Origin of the sequence: Streptomyces gossypii (assembly GCF_025165795.1) — a bacterium.
GTDB lineage: Bacteria > Actinomycetota > Actinomycetes > Streptomycetales > Streptomycetaceae > Streptomyces > Streptomyces gossypii.
The window spans coordinates 120,517-145,956 of the sequence record NZ_JAJAGO010000008.1; the positions used below are offsets into that span (position 1 = coordinate 120,517).

Sequence of the window (25,440 nt, forward strand, 5' to 3'; positions counted from 1 at the left end):
CAGGAGGCTGTCAACGCCAGTGGAAGGTTCTTCCCGAAGCCCCCGATACGGAAACCCATTCGATCCGGGCACCCTCGTTCATCCGGCCTCCAGCGCGGCGACCCGCTCGCGGGTCTCCCGTACCTCCGCCCAGGGCAGTTCGTGCAGTTCGGAGGCGAGCTGCTGCCATTCGGCCGCGGCGGCACGGTAGTCCGTCAGCGCGGTATGCGTACGGCCCTGCCGCTCGTGGTGGGCGGCGAGCGCGTGGCAGGCGCGCGCGACGGCAACCGAGGCCGCCGCGCGGCCTCTTGCCCGGCGGGCCTCCGCCAGGGAGCGGCGCAGCGTCCGTTCGGTCCTCTCCCGGCGCAGGTGGCTGTCCGGGCGCTGCTGCTCCGCCGAGCCGAGCAGGCGCCATGCCTCGGCCCGCAGCGCGCTGTCCCGCGCCTTCCGGGCCGCCTGCTCCAGCAGATGGCTGCCCTCGTACAGATCCGGCAGGAAGTGCTCGCGGGCGAAGCGGGCCACCAGCGCGCGGCCGAGCAGCAGGGGGAGACGGGCGGCCAGCGGCCCGTCCGGCGGGGCTGCGGTGAGCGCCTCCCGCAGTACGCCCTCGGCGCGGGTGGTGTCATCCGCGCCGTCCAGCAGCATGGTGCCCCATTCGGCGAGCAGTTCACCGCGGTCGGGGCTGTCCCGCTCGGCGAACGCCTCGGCCGCCGCGTACGCGAAGTCCGCCGCCGCCCAGTCCCCGGTGTCCCGGTGCACCCGGGCCCTGGCGCGGGCGCAGCGCAGGCGGAGCGCATCGCTGTCGCCCGCCGCGGCTTCGGCCCGGTCCAGGTTCGCAAGGCGGTCGGCCGGGGTGGCGGCGACCTCGCGGAGCGCACCGCTGAGATCGAGCAGGACGGCGCACAACCGCCGCTCCTCGCCGCCCGCGGACTCCAGCAGGCCGGCAGCCGCGCGCAGTTCACGTACGGCCGCGGCGGCGTGGGTGCGCTGGCCAGTGCCCGCCGCCTGCTCCGAGCGGGAAAGCGCCAGCAGCACGCGGCCCAGCCACAGCCTGCGCCGGACCTCGGTCCCCTCGGGCAGCGGCCGGCCGGAGGCGGCGGCCTCGTCCGCCATCCGGGACAGCGTGCGCCGTGCGGCGTGCAGATGCGCCGGGTCCCCCTCGGCCTCCCACAGGTCGTGCTGGACGGCGGCCAGCGCGAACCGGGTGTCCAGGTCCTGGCCGCTCAGCTGGGCCGCCGCGTCGTGCAGCAGGCTGCGGGCCAGGCGCGGTTCGCGGCGGACCGCGCCGGTCTCGGTGAGGGCGTGCAGCACCTGGCCGAGCACCAGCCGGGCGCGCGAGAGCTCGCCGGTGCCTGCGGGATCGGTGCCTGCGGGATCGGCGGTGCTGGAGGAACCGGCGGTGCCGGAGGAACCGGCGGAAGCCGAACGCTCGAGCGCGGCGATCGCGGCCTCGGCATGCTCCCGGGCGATGCGCAGCAGCTCCGGGTCGCCCTGCTCCCACCAGCGGCGCAGCAGCCGCCACGCCTCCGCCAGCCCGCTGGACGCCGGGGCCTCCGGTGCGTACCAGCGGACCACCTGGGCCGGGACCTCGGCGAACAGGTCGTCGGCCGGGTGGCCGTCCGGCTGCCCCGGAGCGTGCCGGACGGCGTCGGTGACCTCGGTGACGTCGAGGCCACCGGTCGCGTCCGCACCACCGCGCCCCGAGAGCCCAGAGAGCTGGGCCACGGCGAGTGCCGGGAAGTTGCGGGTGCCCTTGCCGAAGCGCCTGGTGACGTACTCCGAGACGTACTTGAGCACCAGCATCGCCGCGCTCCGGTCCAGCGACTGGAACAGCAGCTCCTGCACGCCGGGCACAAAGACGTAGCGCGGGCCGGGCGAGCCGTCGATGCCCGGCAGCCGCTCCAGCAGCCCGCTGAGCAGCACCTCGGCCAGCTCCATCGGCCCGGTGCCCGGCAGAATCGCCTCCTGCACCAGCTGGATGACGGGCAGCACCAGAGGGACAGCCGTCAGATGGACGGCCAGCTGCAGCGCGCCCGGGGAGGCGGAGGCCCGGAAGGCACGCAGCAGTTCGCGGGGGTCCGGCCCCCGGCCCCCGGCCCCCACGGACCCGCCGACCGCCGGTACCGGCATCGCATGGTGCCGGGGCCGCACCCAGGCCGCCGCCCCGCGCGCGCTGCCCGTACCGCCGCCGCCCAGCAGGCTCGCCCAGCTGCCCAGCGCACCCGGGGTGGGCAGCAGCACCGGCACCGGCAGCGCGTCCTCCGGGGGCGGCGGGCCGTAACCGTCCCGCTCGAAGGAGAGCCGGGTGCCCGGCCGCCCCGCCCGCAGCAGCACGCCGGGCTCGGCGGGCAGCGCCGTACGCGGCCATAACCGGGGCGGCAGCGGCTGGACGACGGCCAGCGGCGAACCGGACGACCAGCGGTGCAGCAGGCGCTGCGCGCCGCCGTCCTGCCACAGCGGTCCCACACAGTCGCTGACGATCAGAGTGAGCCGGCGGCCCGTGGTGTCGCGGTACTGATCCGCCGGGCGCAGCCGGGTGGCCTCCCGCTCGGGGCCGGTGCCGATGAGCGGCGTGCCGTCCGGAGCCCGGTGCAGATAGAGCGCCTGCACATCGCGGAAAGCGCCGAGCTGCTCGCAGGTCTGCCGCAGGCAGTCGAAGGTGAGCTGCCACACGGAGGCCGTCGTGGAGGCGTCCATCAGCAGCTGGATCTCGGCGCCGCGCCGCTCGGTCCGCCCGAAGACGGGGCGTACGGCACCGCTGCGCGCGCTCAGTTCGGCGCTCGCGTCCTCGTCCAGCGGTCCGGAGACGGGCGGCAGCTGGGGCCGGTATCCCATCAGCGGCCGGAGGGCACGCTGGAGGCCCAGCAGGCCGGGCAGCGTGCTGGCCGCGGGAGCGTGCACCGGGAAGGCGAGATCCGGGCGGCCGCCGTACCTGTCGGGTGCGTAGAGCGAGACGGGTGCGGACTGCTCGGTCAGGCCGTGCGGCGCCTCCGGCGGCGGGGCGGCGGGCGGGTCGAGAAGCTGCGGTGCGGAGGCGTCCGGCGGGACGGAACCCGTCTGGGGCGGTTCGCCGCCGCGGGCCGGGTCGGCGCCGCCCGCGAAGGGCGCCGTCCGATGGGCCAGCCAGAGGGCCTCCGCCAGCTCCAGCGCCGTGGGTTCGCCGCCCGCTTCACGCAGCCGCTCGATCAGCTCCGCGAGCCCTGCCGGCTGCCGCCTCCTGGGCGGCGTCGACATCTGCCATCACCTCGGGCGGTCCAGGCGGCGCAGCAGCATCTCGGCGAGACGGTTGCGGGTCACCCGCTCGGCGCCCGCTGCGCGCTGGGTGAGGAACAGGGCGTTCAGCAGTTGGTCGGTCGCCACCACCTGGCCGGGGTCACGGGCGAGGAAGCGCTGTATGTACTCCTCGCCCTCGGCCGCGGCCTCCTCGCCGAGGTGCGCGGTGACCATCGCGGCGAGCTGCTTCTCGGTCGGGGGCTTCAGCTCCAGCTGGATGCAGCGGCGCAGCAGCGCGGCGGGGAAGTCCCGCTCCCCGTTGGAGGTGAGGACGATGAACGGGAAGGCCGTACAGCGCACCCGGCCGCCCGTCACCGGCACCTTGGCTCCGTCGTCGGTGAGCACCTCGGTGACCGGATCACGGTCCGCGCCGCGCTCCAGCTCACGGATCGTGAACTCGCCCTCTTCCAGCACGTTGAGCAGGTCGTTGGGCAGGTCGATGTCGCTCTTGTCCAGCTCGTCGACGAGCAGCACCCGGGGCAGGCCGTCGGGGCTGGGCAGCAGCGCGGTGCCGAGGGGGCCGAGGCGGATGTACGAGCCGATGGGCGGGCGGTGGGCGGCGGGCTCGCCCGCGGGGTCGTCCGCCGCCTCCGCCGGACCGCTCCGCTCCACCGCGCGATCCAGCTGGACGTCCTGGAGCCGGCCGATCGCGTCGTACTGGTACAGCCCGTCCTGAAGTGTGGTGCGGCTGACGATCGGCCAGTTCAACACCCGGCCCAGGCCCAGCTCGTGCGCGACGGCGTGCGCCAGCGTCGACTTGCCGGTGCCCGGATTCCCGGTGACCAGCAGCGGACGGCGCAGATAGAGCGCGGCGTTGACCGCCTCGACCTCCTCGGGCCGCGGGTGGAGATTCTCCACCAACTGCCGCTGCACACCGAGTCTCCGGTGCGAACCCGCCTGATCGGCGGCGCCGGCACCGAGCTGGTCGCCGCCCTCCGGGAGGGTGAAGTCCCGCCACGGCGGAGGGTCCGGCAACCGCCGCACACCGTCATGCGGCAGGCCCGCTCCCCGGTAGATACGCCAATCGCTCATGTGGGCTCCTCATGCTCCTCATGGCTGTGGTCGGCCCTGGCTGGTCGGTGTCTCGTCGGCGGGGTCGGGGCGGTCCGGACGGGTGGGTGCGGGTCGGTCTCCTCGGCGGTCACCTGCGGAGCGGCGGTGCGTGCAGCGTGGTCTCGGCGGGCTGTTGCCCATGGGGCGGATCGTAGAGGAGAACGAGCTGCCGCGCCCAGGCCACCTCGGGTCCGGTGCCCTGACCGACGGTCTGATTGCGCAGTGAGCGGACGAGTTCGGGCAGCCGGGGGTTGCCGTTGCCGTGGCGCAGTGAGCGAAGCAGTACGGCCGCGCGGTCGTAGAACTCGGCACAGTCCGTGTGCCGTTCGTCGCAGCGGCGCCACAGTGCGACCGGGTGTCCGGCGGCGAGCGCGACGCCGAGAGCCGCAGCTCCCCGGCCGCTGCCGCCGCGTGAGCAGTGCACCGGGACCGCGTGCAGGGGGGCGTCGAGCAATCGCCCGTAGGCGGCGTCGCCGTCCTCGGGCAGGGCGGCGTCGTGTCCGTGCTCGGGCACCTCGAGGCAGAGCGGGACGGCGTCCAGCGCCCCTCGGGCGATGCCCGTCCAGCGGCGGCGCCATTCGGGGGTGACCTGCTGGAGTCTGCGCTGCGCGTCGCGCAGGGCGACCGGACGGCGCCGCCCGAGCGGCAGGGTGTGCGGGCTGAACGGCTCGTCGGCACGGGGCTCGCGGGCCCGCCAGGTCTCCACCGGCTCGTCGAAGAGCGCGCGCGGCAGGCTGAAGTCGACGGCCGCCAGGTGCTCGCCGATGTCGCCGCGGTCCAGCGCGGTGGCCAGCGCGCTCCGTATGTCGCCCTCCAGCTCCGTGCGGGGCACGCCCAGTTCGCTGTGCCGGACGGGGGTGACCTCGCCGTCCTCCCGGACCAGCTTGATCCGCCACGCGTGCGTGCCGTAGAGGTCCGGGTCGATCTCGACGAGCACATCGGCGTAGGCGTACGCACCGGTGTGCGCGCCCGCGCGCGGGTCGGCGGACGGGTCCGCGCGGGGATCGGCGGCGGGACGGCCGCTGTCCAGGATGCGGGGGACGCGCTGGCGGATCAGGCCGTTCCGCAGGGAGCGGGACATGGTCTCGACCCAGGTGCGCAGTGCGCCCAGCGCGTCCGGGCCCGTCGCGCGGGGACCGTCGGGGGTGGCCGCCGCGCGGGAGAGCGCGGCGCAGACGTGCGCCGCGTAGAGCACTACCGCTTCGCGCTCCAGGTCGCGGGTGCTGCCCGGACCGCTCGGCAGGCCGTCGTGCGGGTCGTAGATCAGCCCGGCGCCCTCCCGCCAGCTGCTCGGCGCGTGCACCTCCACGGCGTACGGCTCCATCAGCACCCCGCGGCGTGCTTCGTCCACGAGCGCCAGCACCTGTCCGGCGCTGGCCGGGGGCGGGAGCTCGGCGAACCGCCCGTACAACTCGGCGCGGTGGTCGGCCGTGAAGCCTTGGCCGCCCGGGGCGAGCTCCACCTGGAGCCGCGGCCAGCTCGGGCCGGAGCCCAGATAGCGGGCCAGGTGGTGCTCGTCGTGGGCGCGCAGCGCCTCCTGCCAGGCGCCCAGCGCGGCGGGCCCCGCGTCGCAGAACGTCCGCAGCGCGGTGATCGGGGTGGCCAGTGCGGAATTGGCCTCGCCCCTGGCCCGGCCCTTGTTGACGCCGATGACGCTGCCGCGCTGCTGGTCGACGACGGGGCCACCCGAGCAGCCCGAGGGGAGATAGCTCCCGCTGAGCATCAGTGGCCCGCCGCTGCCGCCACTGGCCAGCCCGGCACCGCCCGCGAAGACCTGACCGCCTCCGGGCCCGGCCATGTAGCCGTACAGCCCCACCTCGGCCGGGGCGAGGGCCGAGCGGTCACTGAGCCAGAGGCAGGAGGGATCGGTCGCCTCCGGCACCCGGACGAGCGCGAGGTCGGGATCGCCCCAGGGGGAGGGCGGACGCTCGGGGTCGGCGGGCGGGGGCAGCCCGCACACCAGCTCCCCCGCGAACTCCTGCCCTGCCCCCGTGGTGACGCCGATGACGCGCTCACCCCTCCACACGGCACCCCCTCCGCTGCCCACCACGTGTGCGCACGTCAGCACCCAGCCGGGTGCGACGAAGAAACCGCTGCCCCAGAACGCGGGACTGCGTCGGTCATACCCGTCGCCCGGCGCGCCTATCCGCACGACGGCCGCCCGCACGAAGCTCTCGACGGCGCTCACAGCACACACACGGCGCACGAGGGCAGGCTCGGGCGCCACCACTCGGCACGGCTGTCGATCACGCGCAACTCCCGCACCCGTACCCCCTCGTCCCTCCCGTAATCCGATCGCGAGAAGGGCAAGATTAGTGCACGGCGCAAACACCTCGCGAGAGCGGTGTGAAGGAGCGTCAGAAAGCGCCGAGCGTGTCCGGGCGCGCCAGCGGCCGTCAGGGAGCGGTGGGGGCACCCTCACCGGGCGGGCCGGCGGCGGGCCCGGGACCGGCAGTCCCCTGCGACCCGTCCAGTCGCCAGGTGAGGGTGACGGAGATCGACCCCTTGGCCTCGCCGTCGGCAAGCATCGCCACCGCACGGCCCGCCTTCGCCGCGAACTCGACCCCGAAGGTCGCGGCGACCTCGTCGGGCCGGGTGGCGCGGGCGGCTTCCAGCACCGCCGAACCCACGCCGCTCACCAGTTCGTTGAGGCCCTGGACCCGGCTGGCGAGGGTGTCCAGCGCGCCGGTGTCCTCGTACTCGTACCCGCCGTCGCGGTGGTGGGCGCGGTCGTGGGCATGGTCCCGGTGACGGTCGAGTGCGTCCTGGGCGCCGCCGTGGTCCGGCTCCGGGGCCCGTCCGCGGTCGGTCTCCAGGGTGGTCCGCAGATCGCTCACGGAGCTGCCCCCGTCGGTGTACGGCCGCTCGCCTCCCCTGTCCTCACCCTCGCCCCGGTCGGTCGACGGTTCCGGCCTGAGCAGGGTGACTGCGGCGAGCATCCTCTCCCCGCCGGGCAGCTGGATCTCCTGTGTCCTGCGTTCCATCGCTCCCCCTCGAGACTTTCCTCCGGCTCTGGCTCTGGCTCTGGCCGTGCAGCCGGGCAGCCGGGCAGCCGGGCAGCCGGGTGACGTACGTCGCTTCACGGGGCGGGGGCTGGTTGGCCTCGCCCCGTGGCGTTAGCGTACCGATCATGTTTGCTGCCTACGCCGCACACCTCGACCCGGATCAGCCGCTCAACGGACTGGAGTTGGGGGAACGGCCCGAGCCCGAGGTCCCGCCGGGCTGGACGACCGTCGACGTCAAGGCCGCCTCTCTCAACCACCATGACCTGTGGTCGCTGCGCGGAGTGGGCCTGACCTCGGAGTCCCTGCCGATGATCCTCGGCTGCGATGCCGCGGGCGTCGACGCCGACGGCAACGAGGTGGTGCTCTATCCCGTGATCGGCCAGACCGGTCACGGCGTCGGCCCGCGCGAGCCGCGTTCGATCCTCACCGAGAAGTACCAGGGGACCTTCGCCGAGCGGGTAGCCGTACCGCAGTGGAACGTGCTTCCCAAGCCGAAGGAGCTTTCCTTCGAGGACGCGGCCTGTCTGCCGACCGCCTGGCTGACCGCCTACCGCATGCTGTTCACCAACGCACGGGTCGGCCCCGGCGACTCCGTGCTCGTGCAGGGCGCGGGCGGCGGCGTGGCGACGGCGGCGATCGTGCTGGGCGCCGCGGCCGGCCTGCGGGTCTTCGCCACCAGCCGGGACGAGGCGAAGCGGAAGCGGGCCGTGGATCTGGGGGCCGAGGGCGCGTTCGAGAACGGCGAGCGGCTGCCGAGGCGGGTCGACGCCGTGATCGAGACGGTGGGCGCGGCGACCTGGTCCCACTCGGTGAAGTCCCTGAAGCCCGGCGGCACCCTGGTGATCGCGGGCGCGACCAGCGGCCCGAACCCCTCCGCCACCGAGCTGAACCGGGTCTTCTTCCTCGAACTGCGGATCGTGGGCTCGACGATGGGCGGCAAGGAGGAGCTGGCTTCGCTTCTCAGCTTCTGCGCGGCGAAGGGCGTACGGCCCGTCGTGGACTCCACGCTGCCGCTCGACCGTGCGCGCGAGGGCTTCGAGAAGATGCACAGCGGCGACCTCTTCGGCAAGGTCGTCCTCACCAGCTGAGGGGGCCGGGGCCGGTCCGGTCAGCCGCTCGGTGACCGCAGCGCCGCGCCGATGTGCGCGGCGGCGGCGGACAGTTGGCGGCGTACCTCGCGCAGCTGCTCCTCGGTGACGCCGGTGTCGCGGGCGGTGTCGCGCAGCTCGTCGCGGAAGCCGTCCAGCATCCGTTCCAGATCGCGCACCGGGTCGCCGGAGGAGGGCGGTGCCGCAGGCTGGTCCGGTGCCGCAGGCTGATCCGCCGCCGAGGGGTGCTCCGGCCCGGCGTGATCCGCCCTGGAGTGCGAGGTCCATGCCTGGCCGTGGTCGGTGCCCCACCCCATGTCGCCCATCTGGCGTGCCAGTTCGGAGAGCCCCGACTGCATAACCCCCTGCCAGTCACCGGCGTTCGCCTGGGTGCGCAGCTGCTCCTGGACCTGCCGGGTGACGCGCCCGATGTGCCTCACCGCGTCCGCGTGGGCGGCGCGTTCCTGGTCCGCCTGATGACGGGCCTGCCGGGCCTCCTCCTGGGCACGGCGCGCCTGTTCCCTCCACTCCCGCTTGGCGCGCCTCAGTTCCTCCTTCGCCTGGCGCTCGCCTCCCGCACCAACGTCACGGGTGCTCTGGGCCTGCGCCCGCATCTCCTGCCGCAGTGCGCTCGCCGAGCCGCTGACGTCGGCCCTGATCTCGGCGGCGAGCGCGGCGAGCGAGTCCCGGATCTCCAGCTCCAGCTCGGCCAGTTCGCCCTGCCGGGCGGCGAGTTCGGCGCGGCCGCCGTCGGTGATCGAGTAGACCTTGCGGCCGCCTTCGGTGGCGTGCGTGACCAGCCCCTCGGCCTCCAGCTTGGCGAGCCGCGGATAGACCGTACCGGCGGAGGGCGCGTACAGCCCCTGGAAGCGTTCTTCCAGCAGCCGGATGACCTCGTAGCCGTGCCGGGGCGCCTCCTCGAGAAGCTTCAGCAGGTAGAGGCGGAGCCGCCCGTGGGCGAAGACGGGAGGCATGTCAGATGTCCTTACGGAGGAAGGCTGCGTCCGCCGGCGGCTCGTCGTCGAAACCGGCGGGCTCCTCGGCGGGCGGGCGGCACAGCAGGGCGATGGCCCCCGAGACGGAGGTGGCCGTCAGCCTGCCGCTGCCGGCGCCCAGGGTGCCGGTCAGGCGCTTGGCGCCTCGCGGGCCCTCGGAGCGCAGTTCGCCGAAGGCGCTGGAGAGTCTGCCGCCGGTGGTACTGGCCCGCACCCGGGTGTCGGCGGAATGAGCCAGCCGGACGGCGACCGCGCCGGAGACGGTGGTGAGGCTGATGTCGGCCGCCTCGTCCGCCGGGGCCAGGTCGAGGATCATGTCACCGCTGACGGAGCCCGCCTCGATGTCCGCGCCGCTGCCGTCGATGACGGTGAACTCCCCGGAGACGGTGTGCAGGCGGAGCGGCCCCTGCAGGGACTGGGTTTCGACATGGCCGGTGACCGTCTCCGCGTGCACCTCGCCCCGCAGGCCGACGAGGGTGATGCCGCCGGACACGCCTCGCACGTCCGTACGGCCCCGGATTCCGGAGACGACCGCGCTCGCGCCGACGACGCCCACCGTGAGCCGGACGTGTGCGGGCACCGACACCGAGACGACGACCTCGCGCCGCCAGCTCTTGCCGTCGAGCCACTTGAGGAAGCCCTGCCAGGGCAGGTCCTCATAGGCGACGACAAGGCTGCCGCCGACGTGCGTCACCGACAGGGGCGGGCCGTGCAGCTCGGCGATCTCGACGCGGGCGGTGGGCTCGTCCGTGCCGACCACGTTCACCGTGCCGTTGACGACACGGATCTGCAGCTCTTCGACGGGAGCTGAGAAGTCGAGCGTGCTCGGCTCCGTGATCTGCCCTGAGCGGTGGGCGGGCACGGCGGCCTCCCTGGGAGGGACGGAGGAGACGAACGGCGACGTACCACGCCGCCCAGAGACACGATATGTCGCGACTACCCGCTAAGCAAGGAGGGTGTCGCGACATACGCGACCCGCCCCCGTCACTCGTCGTCGTCCTCGTCGTCCTCGTCGTCGAGACGCGCCAGCCAGGTCGCCAGCCGTTCGACCGGCACTTCGAAGTCCGGATTGAGGTCGACGAAGGTGCGCAGCTGCTCGGACAGCCACCCGAGGGTGACCTCCTCCTCGCCGCGCCGCTTCTCCAGCTCCTCGATGCCGCGGTCGGTGAAGTACAAGAGGGCTCCCAGGGGTGCGCGGGGACGGTACGGCTCCAGCGTATGCGGAGGCCCGGCTGCCTTTCCCCGCCCGTCCCCCGCCCGTCCGATGACCGTCCCCCAGCCGTCCGATGACCGCCCGGCGCTCAGAGGACCTTGGACAGGAAGGACTTCGTCCGCTCGTGCCGCGGATGCGACAGCACCTCGCGCGGGTGGCCCGATTCGACGACCGCACCGTCGTCCATGAAGACCAGCGAGTCGCCGGCCTCCCGCGCGAAGCCCATCTCGTGTGTCACGACGATCATGGTCATGCCCTCCTCGGCCAGCCCCCGCATGACGTCCAGGACTTCGCCGACCAGCTCCGGGTCGAGCGCCGAGGTCGGCTCGTCGAAGAGCATCAGCTGCGGCTCCATGGCCAGCGCGCGGGCGATGGCGACGCGCTGCTGCTGACCGCCGGAGAGCCGCGCGGGATAGTGGTCGCCCCTGTCGCCGAGCCCGACCCGGTCGAGCAGTCTGCGGGCCCGCTCCCCCGCGACCGCCTTGGTCTCGCCCTTGACCTGCATGGGCGCCTCCAGGACGTTCTCCAGCGCCGTCATGTGCGGGAAGAGGTTGAAGCGCTGGAAGACCATGCCGATGTCCCGGCGCTGCGCGGCGACCTCGCGTTCCTTCAGCTCGTAGATCTTGTCCCCCTTCTGCCGGTAACCCACAAGGCGGCCGTCGACCCAGAGGCGGCCGGCGCTGATCTTCTCCAGGTGGTTGATGCACCGCAGGAAGGTCGACTTGCCGGAGCCCGAGGGGCCGACCAGGCAGAAGACCTCGCCCGGGGCGACCTCCAGGTCGATGCCCTTGAGGACATGGGCAGCGCCGAAGGACTTGTGCACGCCCTCGGCCCTCACCATCGGGTTCACGGCTTCGCCCCCGACCCGGTGCCATGGCTGAACGTCATCAGGTTCCGTCTCGCCTTCTGCAAGGGGGTGTCGGGCAGCGCGCGGGCGGAGCCACGCTGGAAGTACCGCTCGACGTAGAACTGGCCGACACTGAAGACCGTGGTGAGGACGAGATACCAGATCGTCGCCACCATCAGCAGCTCCATCACGGCGAGGTTCCGCGAGGAGATGTCGGTGACCGCCTTCATCAGCTCGTCGAACTGGATGGCGAAACAGAGCGAGGAGGTCTTGAGCATGTTGATGAACTCGTTGCCCGTCGGCGGCACGATCACCCGCATCGCCTGCGGCAGTACGATCCGCCGCATCGTGCGGCCACCGGTCATGCCCAGCGCGTGCGCGGCCTCCGTCTGGCCCTCGTCCACGGACTGGATGCCCGCCCGGCTGATCTCCGCCATGTAGGCGGCCTCGTTGAGACCGAGCCCCAGCAGCGACGCGAGGAACGGCGTCATGACGTCGTTCATCTCGTCCTTGTAGAAGCCGAGATCCAGCAGCGGGAAGATCAGCGCCAGGTTGTACCAGAGCATCAGCTGCACCAGCACCGGCGTGCCGCGGAAGAACCACACGTAGCCCCAGGCGACGCTGCTGACCACCGGGTTCTTCGACAGCCGCATCACGGCCAGCAGGGTGCCGAGCACGACACCCACCAGCATGCCCAGGACCGTGATCAACAGCGTGTTGCCCGCGCCCCTGAGCACCGTCTCGTAGTCGAGGTAGTCGGGCACGGTCGACCACTGGATCTGCGCGCCGGAAAGCGCCACGCCCAGCAGTGCGAGCAGCGCGAGCACGAGCACGGCGCTGACCCAGCGGCCGTAGTGCCGCACCGGGATCGCCTTGATCGCCTCGGGCGGGACCTTCGCCGCGTTGTCGACGGGATCGGACACGGGTTACCTCGGCTCACTTGCCGGCGTTGACGGTGGCCTCGGAAAGCGCCCCGTTGGTGACGTTCCACTTCTCCAGGACCTTCTGGTACTCACCGTTCTTCATGATCGCGGCGAGCGCCTGGCGGATCGCGCCGCGCAGTCTGGTGTCCTGCTTGCTGACGGCGATGCCGTACGGAGCGGCGTTGATCTGGTCGCCGACGACCTCGAAGTCCTTGCCGCCACCGGAGGTCTTCGCGTTGTAGGCGGCCACCGGGAAGTCGTTGATGTCGGCCACCGCCCGGCCCTGCTTCAGCTGGAGCAGGGCCTCGGTGTCCTTCTCGAAGGCGAGGACCTCGATCGGCTTCTGGCACTTCTTGTTCTGCTGCCGGACCACGTCCTCGTTGGCCGTGCCGCGCTGCAGAGCGACGGTCTCCCCGCACAAGTCGTCCAGGGAGGTGATGCCCTCCGGGTTGCCCTTCTTGACGAGGATCGAGGAACCGGCCTTGAAGTAGTCGACGAAGTCCGCGCCCGCGCCGACCTTCCGGCCCTGCTCGTCCCGCCCCTGCTGGCGCTGCCGGGTGTCGGTCATCGAGGACATGATGATGTCGTGCCGTCCGGTGTTCAGCCCGGTCACCAGCCCGTCGAACGTCCCGTTCGCAAATCTGAAGGGGACGCCGAGCTGCTCGCCGAGGGCCTTGCCGAGGTCCGGGTCGATGCCCGCGACGTCGTTGTCCTCGTTCATGAACTCGACCGGCGCGTAGGCGATGTCCGAACCGACCTTGATCTCACCCGCCCGCTGGACGTCCTTCGGGAGCCGGTCGAAGAGCGGGGCCGCGTCGCCCTCGGTCCGCGTATCTCCGCCGCCGTTCGCGTCGTCGGTCTGGTCACCGCAGCCGCTCAGCAGCAGCACTCCGGCGACCGCCGCTGCCGCGACCGCCGCGATCCGGGATCGGACGGCGGCCGGGCGGCGGGTGGTGCGTGCGGTCATTGCCAGGTCCTCCTGCTGTGCGTGTGGGGCCACACGTCGGGCACGTCTGGGCACATCCGGCCCGTCGCGGGCGTTCCGCCGGCACGCCTCCGGGCGGCTTCGGGCGGCTTCGGCGGCCCTCCGGCGCGGACCGCATCCGCACGCGATCCGGGAAGACGTTCGTCCCGCGCGGTGCTGATCCGGTAGAAAAGACAGTTACACCCCTCACCCGGGGACCCAGGGCGCGTGTGCGGCGCGCCCGGCGTCCGTCACTCCCCCGGGGCAGCGGCCCATCCGCTGCTCCGGCAGCGGACGTGGTGCCCGCCCGCTCCTCACCACCGGGAGCGGCCACCCTCACGAAGACGAATAAGGGGTCCAACAAAGTGGCAGCGGAGATCGTCAATCCGAAGGAAGGGCTGGGCGAGGACGTGATCGACCCGGCCTTCGCGCTCCATCGAGGCGGCAAGATGGCGGTGACCTCCACCGTGCCCGTAAGGGACGCGGACGACCTGTCCCTCGCGTACACGCCGGGTGTCGCCAAGGTGTGCAGCGCCATCGCCGAGCAGCCCGAACTGGTGCACGACTACACCTGGAAGTCGCAGGTGGTGGCCGTGGTCACGGACGGCAGCGCGGTGCTGGGGCTCGGTGACATCGGTCCGGAGGCGTCCCTTCCGGTGATGGAGGGCAAGGCAATCCTCTTCAAGCAGTTCGGCGGCGTGGACGCGGTGCCGATCGCGCTCGACTGCCGCGAGGTGGACGACCTGGTCGAGACCGTCGTCCGGCTCGCACCGTCCTTCGGCGGCATCAACCTGGAGGACATCTCCGCCCCCCGCTGCTTCGAGGTCGAGCGGAAGCTCAAGGAGCGGCTGGACATCCCGGTCTTCCACGACGACCAGCACGGCACCGCCATCGTCACGCTCGCCGCGCTGCGCAACGCCGCGCAGCTGCGCGGGCGGCAGATCGGCACGCTGCGCGCGGTCATCTCGGGCGCGGGCGCCGCCGGGGTGGCCATCGCCAAGATCCTGGTGGAGGCGGGCATCGGCGATGTCGCGGTCTGCGACCGCAAGGGCATCGTCTCGGCCGACCGGGGAGACCTCACCGACGTCAAGCGCGATCTGGCCGGCTTCACCAACAAGGCGGGGCTCAGCGGCTCGCTGGAGAGCGCGCTGGACGGCGCGGACGTCTTCATCGGAGTCAGCGGCGGTACGGTCCCGGAGTCGGCGGTGGCCTCCATGGGCCCCGACTCCTTCATCTTCGCCATGGCGAATCCGAACCCGGAGATCCATCCGGAGGTCGCCCGAAAGTACGCCTCGGTCGTGGCCACCGGGCGCAGCGACTACCCGAACCAGATCAACAACGTGCTCGCCTTCCCCGGCGTCTTCGCGGGCGCGCTCCAGGTGCGGGCGTCCGAGATCACCGAGGGCATGAAGATCGCGGCGGCCGAGGCCCTGGCCGCGGTGGTCGCCGACGAGCTGAGCGCCGACCGGGTGATCCCCTCACCCTTCGACGAGCGGGTCGCCCCGGCCGTGACGGCGGCGGTCGCCGCGGCGGCCCGCGCGGAGGGCGTGGCCCGGCGGTAACCGCAGGCGCGTCAGACGGCGGGCGGTCCGGAGCGGCGCGTGCTCCGTACCGCCCGCCGTGGCGTGCCACCAGGCGCCCCGGAACGGCTCCCGGCGCCCTTGCGGGAGCCCTAGCGCAGCCCCAGCACCAGGGAGTCCGACGGGGAGCACCAGACCGGCCGCGCCTCGGCGAAGCCGTGTTCCCGCAGGGTACGTACATGCCAGTCGGTGGACTGGACCTCGCCGTCCGAGTGGTCCCCGGTGACCGGATCGCCCAGCAGGCGGAACCGCTCGGCCGCCGGGCCGCCCAGCTGCTCGTCGTCGGCCACCAGCTGCCACCAGCCCGCCCAGTCGTGTGCACCCGCCGCCTTCGCCTCCTCACGCCGCGCACGTTCGAACAGGTGCACGGCTCCGTTGACTCGGGGCGTGCTCTCATCCGGCATGTGGTCGGCGTTCATGAAGACACCGCCTTCCCGCACCACCCCGGCGAGCTGCCCGTAGAGCGTGTGCAGCGCGTCGGTGCGCAGCCAGTGCAGCGCGGTTGCCGTGAGCACCGCGTCGTACGACGGGTGCGGCAGGCTCTCCGGCCAGCGCGGGTCGGTCAGATCCACGGTCACGAAACCGGCGCGCGGCTCCTCCGCGAAATGGCCCCGCGCGATGGTGAGCAGCGCGGGGTCGAGGTCGACGCCGGTGGTCCGCGCCTCGGGGAAGCGCTTCAGCACCCGGTCCGAGATGCTCCCCGTGCCGCACGCCAGATCGAGCACCCTGGGTGCGGGGCCGACCAGCGCCTCGACCATGTCGAGCATGACCCGGAAGCGCTCTTCGCGGTCGGGCAGGTACCACTCCTGCTGGCGGTCCCAGCTGTCCTGCCATTCCTGCCAGCTCCGCGCGTCCGCCGGTCCGGACCGCCCTGCCGTCTTGGTCGGCATCGAGTCTCCTCTCCGTTCGTTCACCGCCTGCACAGCGCGCAGGGGAACCCCCGGGGCACCTATCGCTTGTAATACCCTGGGGACCAGTTCATCTATTACGAAATCCAGTAGGGACAATAGACCGTCAGCCGTAAGGATCACAAGTGGAACTGACCTATTACTCGGATTACGCAGTTCGGCTGGTCAACACCGAGGAGCCGGAGCGGGGGGAGGACACGCTCACCTCCGTCGAGGCCGTCCGGGAGCTGTTCGGCCCGAGTCAGCACGCGGCCCGCCGCGCCACTGAGGCCGATGTGACCCGGCTGCGCGGCGTACGGACACGGCTGCGCGCCGTCTTCGGCGCCGCCTCCGAGGGGGACGAGGTCCGCGCGGTGGACCTGCTCAACTCACTGCTGATGGAGTTTCCGACAAGCCCGCAGATCGCCCGGCACAACGAGCGGCACACCGCCAGGCACGACGAGGACAAGGCCGAGGAGCCGCACTGGCACATGCATCTCGCCGACTACCCGGCCAACGCCACCGCGGGTTACGCGGCCACCGCCTGCATGGGCCTTGCCTTCCACCTCACCGACCTCGGCGTCGACCGGCTGGGCATCTGCCAGGCGCCGCCCTGCCGCAACGCCTATCTGGACACCTCGACCAACCGGTCCCGCCGCTACTGCTCGGACCGTTGCGCCACTCGGGCGAACGTCGCCGCCTACCGGGCCCGCAAACGTCTGGAGAGCGGCGCCAGTGGCCGTACCGCCGACACCGTCCAGCCCAGCGCGGAGCGCACGGACGGCTGAACCCCACGCGGCGAACGCAGCCGCAACCAGGCCCGCGCCACCACGAGTTCGTCCGGCACCGCACCGAACTCCCGACTGTCGTTGCGGACCTCGGGGTTGTCGCCACGCACCCACCAGCCGCCCGTGCGCCGCGCGACGGCGCGCTTCACGATGAGCAGGTCGTGCTGGAAGGGGTGGCGCAGCACCACGATGTCACCGGGACGCACCACCCCGCCGTAGTGCACCACCAGATGGTCCCCGGGGCGCAGAGTCGGCAGCATCGACGGGTTGTACACCTCCGCGAGCCCGATCCGCCCCAACAGGCCGCGCCCATACCGCTCGGGCTCGTCCGGCCGCTCCTGCACCCGTTCAGGCATCCGTCGCCTCCGGTCGGTCCGATCCGCCACCAGCCCCACGCTCCCACTGGACTTTTGTCCTAAGCACCACGGGGCACACGCGAAAACACTTCCCCCACGGAGTAATCTCGCACGTGAGAAGACGATCACGAGGAAGGACGCTTTATGCTTTCCCGCCTGTTCGCCCCGAAGGTGCAGGTCAGTGCCCATTGCGACCTCCCCTGCGGCGTGTACGACCCCGCCCAGGCCCGCATCGAGGCCGAGTCCGTCAAGGCCATCCAGGAGAAGTACCAGGCCAACGAGGACCCGCACTTCCGCACCCGCTCAACCGTCATCAAGGAAGAGCGCGCGGAGCTGGCCAAGCACCACGTGTCGGTGCTGTGGAGCGATTACTTCAAGCCGCCGCACTTCGAGAAGTACCCGGAGCTGCACCAGCTGGTGAACGACACTCTCAAGGCCATCAGCGCCGCCAAGGGTTCGACCGACCCGGCAACGGGCCAGAAGGCCCTGGACTACATCGCCCAGATCGACAAGATCTTCTGGGAGACCAAGAGGGGCTGATCTCGCATCAGGCCCTTGACCTGCGATTCCGTTTCGTCTGGTCTTTGTGTCCGCACCCGGTCCGCAGGCCGCTGAGCACGGCGTTCCTGACGGTCCGGGTGCGTTCGCGTTTGTGGAAGCCCCGCGAGCGCTTCAGAATGGCAGCTACAGCTGGCGGCAGGTGGCAGGCGGCTCAGGCGGGGCTGCCCGCCGGCTGCAGAGCAACCGGAAGGTTTTCCCCCATGGCTTTCGTCTACAACACCACCGTGACGCCCAGCAAACTGGAGCTGCTCACCTCGTGGCTGCCGGGCCAGTCCTGGTACCTCGGCAAGGGGGGCGAGCCCTCGCTGACGAAGGTCGGCGGCTTCCGGCTCGACGACCCGCAGGGTGAGGTCGGGCTGGAGTTCATGGTGGTCACCGACGACTCCGGGGGCCAGCGGCACACCTACCAGGTGCCGTTCAGCTACCGCGGCGCACCGCTGGACGAAGCGGGCCACGCACTCATCGGCACCACCGAGCACGGGGTGCTGGGCACCCGGTGGGTCTACGACGGGATTCATGACCCCGTCCTCATCGCCCAGCTGTTCGCCCTCCTCACAGGCGAGGCCGAACCGCAGTCCCAGGGCTTGAGCGACACCCCCGACTTCACGGTAACCGGCTACTTCGCGGGCACCGGCCGTCCGGTGGTGATCACGCCCGCCACCGTGACCAACGGACCGGACGGCACCGACCTCCTCGTACGGACCACCAGCGGCGCCGCCACGCCGGGCACTCCACCGAACGGACAGCTGACGATCCGGGTGCACCGTGTCCTCCAGGACACCCAGGGCGACGCGTCCGACCCGGCTGGTCCGTCCGACCCGGCCGTCGGCCACGTCACCGCCAACTGGCTGCTGCCGGACGGCAGCCACGCGCGCGGCCGGTTCGCCGTCGTCCACAACGCCCCGCCGGAGTAGCCACCGGGCAGACCCTGGGGCCCGTCTGACACATCCCGCCTTGCTGGCGGCGGCTGGCACGCGCATCTGCTGCGTTGTCGCAGCGTCCGGGTAGCCCACTACGAGGACGCTCCTCCGTCTTGCAGCCGCACGCACCAGCCGCCGCCAGCACCGCCCTCCGGGCGGACGGCGCCATTTGCCAGACGGGCCCTAGGCCGCATGGGAGCGCAGCAGCGGGCTGTCGTGGCGCTGGAGCCACTGGCGGTACGCCGCGCTCATCCAGGCCACCTCCCGGTAGGACGCCTCGAGGTCGGCGTACGCGGCGTCGAAGCGCTCGTCCGCCTCCCCCGATGAGGCGGTCTCCGGTCTGACGAGCAGCAGCCGCACCGTCAGCGGGTCTCCGCACAGGGGCCGGATGGCCATCCCGGGCCGAGGCCGGGAGGTCGGCTGACAGGGGCTCACCACCTCACCGGCCGCCACCAGATCCGCACCGGTGAGATAGTCGCCGTGCACCACCCGGGGCTCCAGCCCGGCAGCGGCGAAGACCCGGCGCAGACCGGCCCACTCGCCGTCCACACTCGGATCGACCATCCAGCGCTCGGCCGCGAGCTCGGCGAGGGGCACCTCGGCGCGTGAGGCGGCCGGATGGGTCGCGGGCAGCGCGACGAACTGCGGCTCACGCGCCACGAGCACCCGCTGGCGTACACCGCTGGGCATCTGCAGCGGACATCCGGCCACCTCGTGCACGAAGGCGACATCGAGCTGATTGGCGGCGACCATCTGGAGCAGGGTGTTCGGCGAGACATCGATACGGATGGTGATGTCCGTGTCCGGCAGCCGGGCATGAAGCCTGCGCAGCCACCCTGCCACGGCCCGGTTTCCCGTGCTGCCGATCCGGAAGCCGGCACCGCCGGAGAACGCCACGGCGTCGCGCATCTCGCTGACCAGGGACGCCATCTCGGCGACTATGGGACGCGCCCGGCAGAGCACCGTGAGGCCGAGGGCCGTCGGACGGCTGCCCGTGCGCTCCCGGGTGAACAGCTGTCCGCCGATGGCGCGTTCTATCCGGCTGAGCTGGGTCGTCAGCGAGGGCTGGGTAACACCCAGCTGACGGGCGGCTTTTCGCACACTGCCCGTCTCGGAGATCGCGCACAGTGCGCGCAGATGCCTCACCTCGAGCTCCACGGCCGGAGCATAACGGCGCGTCTGTTCGCCGCACCAGACGGCGGATGGGACCTGTGCGCCCGGCCTGGCGCGGACCAGGGGCGTCCGGGGCTCCCCGGCTGCCGGGCGCACGGCAGGGGTTATAGGTCTTGGCTATCGCGTGCTGACATCATCCCGCCGCCCGGTGACCTCCTCGACACTCTGCGGGACCGAACGTTCATCCGGTGGTCCCGACCGTCACCCCACGCGTGTCTGTCAGCGGTCGCGGTGCCACGGGCGACGAGGAGGAAACCCCCCATGAGACACACCAAGGCGGCATTCGCGGGCGCGCTCGGCTTCGGACTCGCCGCGAGCCTGGCCGCGGTCCCGACCGGCACCGCGGTCGCCGCACCCGCTCCGGACAAGGCGGCCGAGCGCTCGATCTCGGCGTACGCCGGGAGCGAGGCCGAGGCGGCGAACAACAAGGCGTTCTTCGAGGCCGTGATGAAGTCGGCGCTGAAGAAGCAGGCCGCCGAACCGGGCACCCAGGAAGTCACCGTCACCTACAACGCGAGCGCGGCCCCCACCTTCGCCACCCAGATAGCGCGCAGCACCCAGATATGGAACAGCGCGGTCAACAACGTCACCCTGCGGCAGGGAAGCGGCGCCGACTTCACCTACCGCGAGGGCAACGACTCCCGCGGCTCGTACGCCTACACGGACGGCCACGGGCACGGCTACATCTTCCTGGACTACCGGCAGAACCAGCAGTACGACTCGACCCGGGTCACCGCGCACGAGACCGGCCATGTGCTGGGCCTGCCCGACCACTACTCGGGCCCGTGCAGCGAACTGATGTCCGGCGGCGGCCCCGGCCCCTCCTGCACGAACGCCATCCCCAACCAGGCCGAACGCAACCGGGTGGACCAGCTGTGGGCGAACGGCGTGAGCCAGCTGGACCTGAAGACACCCTTCGTCAAGGCCGACTGATCCTCGCGGGCGGCAACGCCCAAGAGCCTCTCGGGTGGCCTCGGACCGGACAGGGCCCTGGCGGACGCGGAGTCGGCACTGACGACAGCGGCTGGCGGCTGACGGCTGACGGCTGACGGCTGACGGCTGACGGCTGACGGCTCGTGCGTGCCAGGGCGTGGCCGTCCGGTCCAGGAGCAACCCGGCAGGCCCCCAGCCTCCCCGGCGCGTGGTGCCCGGCGCCCGGTCCGCCGCTTCGTGCGGCGGACCGGGCGCCGATGCGCGCACCTGGGGCCTGTCGGGTGGGCCCGTCCGGGGCGGCCTGCCCGGGCGGCCTGTCAGACCGGGGCCACGAGCCGCCACAGCGAGGTGACTTCGGCCGAGCGGGCAGCGTGCAGCGGGTCGTCGGCATCGGCGGCACGCGGGTGGCGCGGCGCCGTGTCACTCCGGCCCGCGACCCGCAGCCCGGCCGCCTCGATCCAGCCGGTCAGTTCCTCGCGGGTGCGCAGCCCGAGCCGCTCCGCGAGATCGGAGAGGACCAGCCACCCCTCACCGCCCGGCTCCAGATGCCCCGCGAGCCCGGCGAGGAAGCCGCGCAGCATCCGGCTGCCCGGGTCGTAGACCGCATGCTCCAGCGGCGAGGTGGGCCGGGCCGGGATCCAGGGCGGATTGCACACGACGAGCGGCGCGCGCCCGGGCGGGAAGAGGTCCGCGTGCACCACCTCCACCTCGGTGGAGACGCCCAGCCGGGCCATGTTCTCGCGGGCGCAGTCCAGGGCCCGGGGATCGGTGTCGGTGGCGACGACGTGCCGGACACCGCGCCGGGCCAGCACCGCGCTGAGCACCCCCGTCCCGGTACCGACGTCGAACGCCGGGCCCTCGCCCCGACCGGGCAGCGGCGTACCGGCCACCAGCTCCACGTACTCGCCGCGCACGGGCGCGAAGACGCCGTAGACGGGGTGCACCCGGTCGCCTCCGAGTGCCGGGACGGGCACGCCGTTGCGCTGCCACTCGTAGGCGCCGATCAGCCCCAGCAGCTCGCGCAGCGCCAGCACGGAAGGCTCACCGTCCGGCTCGGGCGGCCCGTACGCGGCGGCGCACGCCGCCTGCACGCCGGGCGCACGGCGCAGCGGAACGGTGTGATCAGCGTCCAGGGGGACGAGCAGCATGCCGAGGATGCGGGCGCGCTGGGCCTGGCGGGCCCGCTGCCGGTGAAAGGCTCCGCCGGGTGGCCCGGCGGGCGGCGGCTCCGCCGACGCGTCGGTGAGCGCCTCGGTGAGCGCCTCAGCCGGCGGCCCTGCCGGCGTGCGCGCGGGCGTGCGCGGCTTGGCGTCCACCCGGCGGGCCATCGCGGTCAGCAGCTGCCGCGCGTTCTGGAAGTCGCCGCGCCACAGCAGCGCCGTGCCCTCGCAGGCCAGCTTGTACGCGTCGGCCGCTTTCGTACGGTCGTCCGCGAGCGCCACCCGGGCCGGTGGACGGGCCCCGCTCTCGGAACGCCAGCGGGCGGAGCGCTGCTCATCGCCCTCGGTCCAACGGATGATCTGGCTTTCGCTCACCAGATCCACCCTACGGCCTGGTGCACGCCCGGGTCCCCGGCGCTCTGCGACTCCGCCACCGCGCGCCGGGCCGTCACGACCCGGGCCGGCGCTCCGGCGCAGCCGACGGTCGCCGTGCTCCCGTACGCACGGCCCCGACGGCGGCCGCGATGACCATCACCAGCGCCAGCACCTCCAGGGGCCCCAGGCTCTGGCCCAGCACCAGGAAACCGGCCGTCGCCGCCGCGGCGGGCATCAGGCTCATCAGCACCGCGAAGGTGGCCTGCGGCAGCCTGCGCAGGGCCAGCAGGTCCATCGCATAGGGCAGCCCGGAGGAGAGCACGGCCACCGCCGCCCCGAGGCCCAGCGTGACCGGATCCAGCAGGGCGGTGCCCGCGCTCGTCACCGCCAGCGGTGCGCTGATCACCGCGGCCACTCCCATGGCGAGGGCCAGCCCGTCCATCTTCGGGAAGCGGGCGCCCGCGCGGGCGTTGAAGAGGATGTAGAGCACCCACATACCGCCCGCCGCCAGGGCGAAGGCCACTCCGGCCGCGTTGAGCTTGTCGAAGCCGCTGCTGCCGAGCAGATACACGCCGCCCAGCGCCAGCGCGGCCCACAGCAGGCTCAGCGCGCGGCGCGCGGCGACGACGGAGAGTGCGAGCGGCCCCAGCAGCTCCAGGGTGACCGCGGGGCCGAGCGGGATCCGGTCGATGGCCTGGTAGAAGAGGGTGTTCATGGTGCCCAGGGCGATGCCCAGACCGACGGCGGCGGCCCAGTCGCCGCGCGAGTGGCCGCGCAGCCGCGGCCTGCACAGCACCAGCATGATCAGCGCGGAGAAGACGAGCCGCAGCCCCACCACTCCGAGCGCGCCCGCACGGGGGAAGAGCAGGGCAGCCACAGCCGAACCGAACTGCAGCGAGAACGCGCCCGCGCACACCAGCCCGACAGCCCCGGCCCGCCCGGCACCACTCCCGGTACGGCGTCCGCCACCGAGCCCGGCACCGGATGCACCACCAGGCCCGGCGGCGCTCGCGGTACGACGGCCCCGGGACCGGGCCGGTGCGACGCTCTCTGCGGGTGTTTCCATGCGGCCCACGCTAACGACCTGGTGCCCGCCCGCTACCGGACAGCCGGCCGCCACGGGCAACGCCGGCCCACGGTCCCGCACTCTCGCCTCGCAGGGACGACGGGAACACGCCGTGCGTCCGCCTGTGGGGAACGCAGTGATCACGGCATACGTTGGCTCGACAGGTACACGTGGAGAGGCATAGGTCGCGCCACCGAGGGCACCAACCTCTCGCATCTCCCCACAGCACAGGAGGCAGACGATGGCAGGGTTCCTGGACAAGGCCAAGGAGCAAGCACAGCGCGGTCTCGCGCAGGGCAAGGAGAAGGTCGGCGAGGTCCAGGCACAGCGGGCAGGGCACGACCTGGTGCGCAAGCTGGGCGCCGCCTACTACGCGGAGCAGCGGGGGAACGGCTCGGCGGCGCAGGTCCAGCAGGCGCTGGCCGCCGTAGAGCAGCACATCGCTCAGCACGGGGACAGCGCGCTGCGCTGAGTCTCCGCGCCGCCAGTGCCGCGTCGGGCAGGGTCCACCCCGCTCGCCGCCCTGGTGCGGCCATCGGCCGCGTTGCCCGACCGGCCGAGTAGACCCACTACGAGACCGATCCGGCGCCTTGCCGCTGACCGCACCAGGACGCCTCGCTACCGGGCAAACCCTGCCCTACGCGGCACTGGCCACCGGCGCGTGTGGGGTGCGCGCCGGGGCGGGCGGTTGCACGGCCCGGCCGCTCCCGCGTCAGAATCGGTGCGTGACCGCACAGACCGCCGCGACCCCGCGACTGCCGGCCCCGCGACTGCCCTCCCCGCTCCAGGAGGTGGCGGACGAGCGATTCGCGCGGCAGGGCGTACGGCTGCTGCTGAAGCGCGATGATCTGATCCATCCGGAGCTGCCCGGCAACAAGTGGCGGAAACTCGCGCCCAACCTCCGGGCCGCGGCCGAGGGCGGCCACCACACGCTGCTGACCTTCGGCGGCGCCTACTCCAATCATCTGCGCGCCGTGGCCGCGGCGGGGCGGCTGCTGGGTCTCGCCACCCTCGGTGTCGTGCGCGGCGAGGAACTCGCGCACCGGCCGCTCAACCCCTCGCTGGAGCGGTGCGCGGCCGACGGGATGCGGCTGCACTTCGTCTCTCGCTCCGACTACCGCCGCAGGGCGGACCCGGAGTGGCTCGCGGAGCTGCACGGCCTCTTCGGCGACTTCCTGCCCCTCCCGGAGGGCGGCAGCAACGCGGCGGCCGTGCACGGCTGCGCGGGGCTGGGCCGGGAGCTGTCCGGGCGCACGGACGTCGCCGCCGTCCCCTGCGGTACGGGCGGCACGCTGGCCGGGCTGGCGGGCGGCCTCACCGGCGGGCGCGCGCTCGGCATACCGGTGCTCAGGGGCGGCTTTCTCGGCGCCGAGGTGGCCCGGCTGCAGCAGGCGGCGTTCGGTGGCCGCCGGGGCGACTGGTCGCTGGACGAGCGGTTCCACGGCGGCGGCTTCGCCCGTACGAGCGAGGAGCTCAGCGCCTTCGCCGCGGAGTTCGCGGCCCGGCACGGGCTGCCGCCGCTCGATCACGTCTACGTCGCCAAGCTGCTGTACGGCCTGTGCGCGCTGGTGGCCGAGGGTGCCTTCGCCAGGGGCAGCACGGTCACGGCGGTCATCACCGGGCCGGTCTTCCCGCCCGCTCCCCCGGCACCCGTGTCCGCAGCCGCCGTATCCTCGCTTCCAGGCACCGGGCCGCACACCGCCGGCCGGGACTCCCCCGCCGCCGACCCCCCGAGGTATCCGTGATCAGAACCGCCGCGCCCGCCGACGTCCCGGTCATCCGGGCCATGGTCCGTGAACTCGCGGAGTACGAGCGTGCGCCGGAGCACGCCCGGGCCACCGACGAGCAGCTGCACTCCGCTCTCTTCGGCCCGCATCCGGCCGTTTTCGCGCTGATCGCGGAGGACGACGGCGGGGCGCCGGTCGGCTTCGCCCTGTGGTTTCGCAACTTCTCCACCTGGACGGGCACTCACGGTGTGTATCTGGAGGACCTCTTTGTCCGTCCGGAGGCACGCGGCGCGGGTCACGGAAAGGCGTTGCTCTCCGCACTCGCCGAGATCTGCGTCGAACACGGCTATGAACGCTTCGAATGGTGGGTATTGGACTGGAACACCCCGTCTATCGGCTTCTACCAGTCGCTTGGCGCCGAGCCGATGGACGAGTGGACGGTCTTCCGGATGTCCGGAGAGCCGCTGCGTGCGCTCGCCGGAGTCAACGCAGCGTAATCGTCTTGGATTTGGCAGCTCCACCCCCTAGCCACGGACAGTACCCGTGTGTTTACTATGGGTTACGCTCCCTGGAT

The 25,440-nt window shown here is 72.6% G+C and carries 24 protein-coding genes; 9 read left to right on the plus strand and 15 right to left on the minus strand.

The features are described 5' to 3' along the window. Positions 1-78: 78 nt before the first annotated feature. The 4 genes from LHJ74_RS18270 to LHJ74_RS18285 all read right to left on the minus strand — a co-directional run bounded on the left by LHJ74_RS18270 (position 79) and on the right by LHJ74_RS18285 (position 7,289). On the minus strand, positions 79-3,213 hold the full coding sequence (locus tag LHJ74_RS18270; protein ID WP_260219144.1) for an SAV_2336 N-terminal domain-related protein: 3,135 nt from the start codon (positions 3,211-3,213) through the stop codon (positions 79-81). 6 nt (positions 3,214-3,219) lie between these two features. Further along, positions 3,220-4,284 (minus strand): AAA family ATPase, encoded by a 1,065-nt coding sequence (locus LHJ74_RS18275; RefSeq protein ID WP_260219145.1) that lies wholly within the window; start codon positions 4,282-4,284, stop codon positions 3,220-3,222. Between the two features lie 109 nt (positions 4,285-4,393). Next, the gene (locus LHJ74_RS18280) at positions 4,394-6,493 is read right to left on the minus strand and encodes a VMAP-C domain-containing protein (protein WP_260219146.1); all 2,100 of its coding nucleotides are present in this window, start codon (positions 6,491-6,493) and stop codon (positions 4,394-4,396) included. Positions 6,494-6,701: 208 nt separating this feature from the next. After that, positions 6,702-7,289, minus strand: a complete 588-nt coding sequence (locus tag LHJ74_RS18285; protein WP_260219147.1) for a CU044_2847 family protein — start codon at positions 7,287-7,289, stop codon at positions 6,702-6,704. A gap of 146 nt (positions 7,290-7,435) precedes the next feature. Between LHJ74_RS18285 and LHJ74_RS18290 the strand changes: the two genes are divergently transcribed. Beyond that, a complete protein-coding gene (locus tag LHJ74_RS18290; RefSeq protein WP_260219148.1) occupies positions 7,436-8,398 on the plus strand; it encodes a zinc-binding dehydrogenase in 963 nt (320 codons plus the stop codon). Positions 8,399-8,418: 20 nt separating this feature from the next. On the opposite strand, the gene LHJ74_RS18295 is transcribed toward LHJ74_RS18290, so the two are convergent. From LHJ74_RS18295 to LHJ74_RS18320, 6 genes are all read right to left on the minus strand, one after another. Further along, positions 8,419-9,372 (minus strand): PadR family transcriptional regulator, encoded by a 954-nt coding sequence (locus LHJ74_RS18295; RefSeq protein ID WP_260219149.1) that lies wholly within the window; start codon positions 9,370-9,372, stop codon positions 8,419-8,421. A gap of 1 nt (position 9,373) precedes the next feature. Beyond that, a complete protein-coding gene (locus LHJ74_RS18300) occupies positions 9,374-10,255 on the minus strand; it encodes a DUF4097 family beta strand repeat-containing protein (RefSeq protein WP_260219150.1) in 882 nt (293 codons plus the stop codon). A 122-nt stretch (positions 10,256-10,377) separates the two neighbouring features. Further along, on the minus strand, positions 10,378-10,569 hold the full coding sequence (locus LHJ74_RS18305; protein WP_260219151.1) for a DUF6104 family protein: 192 nt from the start codon (positions 10,567-10,569) through the stop codon (positions 10,378-10,380). A 125-nt stretch (positions 10,570-10,694) separates the two neighbouring features. Next, positions 10,695-11,447, minus strand: a complete 753-nt coding sequence (locus LHJ74_RS18310) for an amino acid ABC transporter ATP-binding protein (RefSeq protein ID WP_260219366.1) — start codon at positions 11,445-11,447, stop codon at positions 10,695-10,697. Positions 11,448-11,452: 5 nt separating this feature from the next. Continuing rightward, entirely contained in the window at positions 11,453-12,376 is a 924-nt protein-coding gene (locus tag LHJ74_RS18315; protein ID WP_260219152.1) for an amino acid ABC transporter permease, read from the minus strand. Positions 12,377-12,389: 13 nt separating this feature from the next. Next, on the minus strand, positions 12,390-13,343 hold the full coding sequence (locus LHJ74_RS18320; protein ID WP_260219153.1) for an ABC transporter substrate-binding protein: 954 nt from the start codon (positions 13,341-13,343) through the stop codon (positions 12,390-12,392). A gap of 362 nt (positions 13,344-13,705) precedes the next feature. On the opposite strand from LHJ74_RS18320, the gene LHJ74_RS18325 reads away from it, so the two are divergent. Continuing rightward, positions 13,706-14,902: an NAD(P)-dependent malic enzyme gene (locus LHJ74_RS18325; RefSeq protein WP_311203322.1), complete on the plus strand. Its 1,197-nt coding sequence runs from the start codon at positions 13,706-13,708 to the stop codon at positions 14,900-14,902. Positions 14,903-15,012: 110 nt separating this feature from the next. Here the strand turns inward: LHJ74_RS18325 and LHJ74_RS18330 are convergent, their stop codons facing one another. Next, entirely contained in the window at positions 15,013-15,810 is a 798-nt protein-coding gene (locus LHJ74_RS18330; RefSeq protein ID WP_260219154.1) for a class I SAM-dependent methyltransferase, read from the minus strand. A gap of 143 nt (positions 15,811-15,953) precedes the next feature. On the opposite strand from LHJ74_RS18330, the gene LHJ74_RS18335 reads away from it, so the two are divergent. After that, entirely contained in the window at positions 15,954-16,595 is a 642-nt protein-coding gene (locus LHJ74_RS18335) for a CGNR zinc finger domain-containing protein (protein WP_260219155.1), read from the plus strand. Here the strand turns inward: LHJ74_RS18335 and sodX are convergent. Continuing rightward, the gene (gene sodX / locus LHJ74_RS18340) at positions 16,508-16,951 is read right to left on the minus strand and encodes a nickel-type superoxide dismutase maturation protease (RefSeq protein WP_260219156.1); all 444 of its coding nucleotides are present in this window, start codon (positions 16,949-16,951) and stop codon (positions 16,508-16,510) included. The genes LHJ74_RS18335 and sodX overlap by 88 nt on opposite strands. Before the next feature lie 144 nt (positions 16,952-17,095). Between sodX and sodN the strand changes: the two genes are divergently transcribed. Together sodN and LHJ74_RS18350 are read left to right on the plus strand one after the other, a co-directional pair. Then, positions 17,096-17,491: a superoxide dismutase, Ni gene (gene sodN / locus LHJ74_RS18345; protein ID WP_260219157.1), complete on the plus strand. Its 396-nt coding sequence runs from the start codon at positions 17,096-17,098 to the stop codon at positions 17,489-17,491. Between the two features lie 221 nt (positions 17,492-17,712). Next, positions 17,713-18,426 carry a maltokinase N-terminal cap-like domain-containing protein gene (locus tag LHJ74_RS18350; protein WP_260219158.1) on the plus strand — a complete coding sequence of 238 codons (714 nt, stop codon included), beginning with the start codon at positions 17,713-17,715 and terminating at the stop codon, positions 18,424-18,426. A gap of 189 nt (positions 18,427-18,615) precedes the next feature. Here LHJ74_RS18350 and LHJ74_RS18355 read toward each other — a convergent pair whose 3' ends face one another. Next, complete coding sequence (locus LHJ74_RS18355) at positions 18,616-19,578, minus strand: LysR family transcriptional regulator (protein WP_260219368.1); 963 nt, start codon at positions 19,576-19,578, stop codon at positions 18,616-18,618. Between the two features lie 288 nt (positions 19,579-19,866). On the opposite strand from LHJ74_RS18355, the gene snpA reads away from it, so the two are divergent. Next, positions 19,867-20,538 (plus strand): snapalysin, encoded by a 672-nt coding sequence (gene snpA / locus LHJ74_RS18360; protein ID WP_260219159.1) that lies wholly within the window; start codon positions 19,867-19,869, stop codon positions 20,536-20,538. 317 nt (positions 20,539-20,855) lie between these two features. Here snpA and LHJ74_RS18365 read toward each other — a convergent pair whose 3' ends face one another. Further along, positions 20,856-22,073 (minus strand): methyltransferase, encoded by a 1,218-nt coding sequence (locus tag LHJ74_RS18365; protein WP_260219160.1) that lies wholly within the window; start codon positions 22,071-22,073, stop codon positions 20,856-20,858. Positions 22,074-22,146: 73 nt separating this feature from the next. Continuing rightward, entirely contained in the window at positions 22,147-23,139 is a 993-nt protein-coding gene (locus LHJ74_RS18370) for an EamA family transporter (RefSeq protein WP_260219161.1), read from the minus strand. A 241-nt stretch (positions 23,140-23,380) separates the two neighbouring features. Between LHJ74_RS18370 and LHJ74_RS18375 the strand changes: the two genes are divergently transcribed. From LHJ74_RS18375 to LHJ74_RS18385, 3 genes are all read left to right on the plus strand, one after another. Continuing rightward, complete coding sequence (locus LHJ74_RS18375; RefSeq protein WP_260219162.1) at positions 23,381-23,611, plus strand: hypothetical protein; 231 nt, start codon at positions 23,381-23,383, stop codon at positions 23,609-23,611. A 253-nt stretch (positions 23,612-23,864) separates the two neighbouring features. Beyond that, entirely contained in the window at positions 23,865-24,884 is a 1,020-nt protein-coding gene (locus tag LHJ74_RS18380; protein ID WP_260219163.1) for a 1-aminocyclopropane-1-carboxylate deaminase/D-cysteine desulfhydrase, read from the plus strand. Continuing rightward, a complete protein-coding gene (locus LHJ74_RS18385) occupies positions 24,881-25,363 on the plus strand; it encodes a GNAT family N-acetyltransferase (protein ID WP_260219164.1) in 483 nt (160 codons plus the stop codon). Before LHJ74_RS18380 ends, LHJ74_RS18385 begins: the two co-directional genes overlap by 4 nt. Positions 25,364-25,440: the final 77 nt, after the last annotated feature.

Bases quoted from the DNA above. Each gene is read 5' to 3' on its own strand.
- LHJ74_RS18270 (WP_260219144.1), bottom strand. From the start codon at position 3,213: ATGTCGACGCCGCCCAGGAGGCGGCAGCCGGCAGGGCTCGCGGAGCTG.
- LHJ74_RS18275 (WP_260219145.1), bottom strand. From the start codon at position 4,284: ATGAGCGATTGGCGTATCTACCGGGGAGCGGGCCTGCCGCATGACGGT.
- LHJ74_RS18285 (WP_260219147.1), bottom strand. From the start codon at position 7,289: ATGGAACGCAGGACACAGGAGATCCAGCTGCCCGGCGGGGAGAGGATG.
- LHJ74_RS18290 (WP_260219148.1), top strand. From the start codon at position 7,436: ATGTTTGCTGCCTACGCCGCACACCTCGACCCGGATCAGCCGCTCAAC.
- LHJ74_RS18295 (WP_260219149.1), bottom strand. From the start codon at position 9,372: ATGCCTCCCGTCTTCGCCCACGGGCGGCTCCGCCTCTACCTGCTGAAG.
- LHJ74_RS18310 (WP_260219366.1), bottom strand. From the start codon at position 11,447: ATGGTGAGGGCCGAGGGCGTGCACAAGTCCTTCGGCGCTGCCCATGTC.
- LHJ74_RS18320 (WP_260219153.1), bottom strand. From the start codon at position 13,343: ATGACCGCACGCACCACCCGCCGCCCGGCCGCCGTCCGATCCCGGATC.
- LHJ74_RS18330 (WP_260219154.1), bottom strand. From the start codon at position 15,810: ATGCCGACCAAGACGGCAGGGCGGTCCGGACCGGCGGACGCGCGGAGC.
- sodX (WP_260219156.1), bottom strand. From the start codon at position 16,951: ATGCCTGAACGGGTGCAGGAGCGGCCGGACGAGCCCGAGCGGTATGGG.
- sodN (WP_260219157.1), top strand. From the start codon at position 17,096: ATGCTTTCCCGCCTGTTCGCCCCGAAGGTGCAGGTCAGTGCCCATTGC.
- LHJ74_RS18350 (WP_260219158.1), top strand. From the start codon at position 17,713: ATGGCTTTCGTCTACAACACCACCGTGACGCCCAGCAAACTGGAGCTG.
- snpA (WP_260219159.1), top strand. From the start codon at position 19,867: ATGAGACACACCAAGGCGGCATTCGCGGGCGCGCTCGGCTTCGGACTC.
- LHJ74_RS18370 (WP_260219161.1), bottom strand. From the start codon at position 23,139: ATGGAAACACCCGCAGAGAGCGTCGCACCGGCCCGGTCCCGGGGCCGT.
- LHJ74_RS18375 (WP_260219162.1), top strand. From the start codon at position 23,381: ATGGCAGGGTTCCTGGACAAGGCCAAGGAGCAAGCACAGCGCGGTCTC.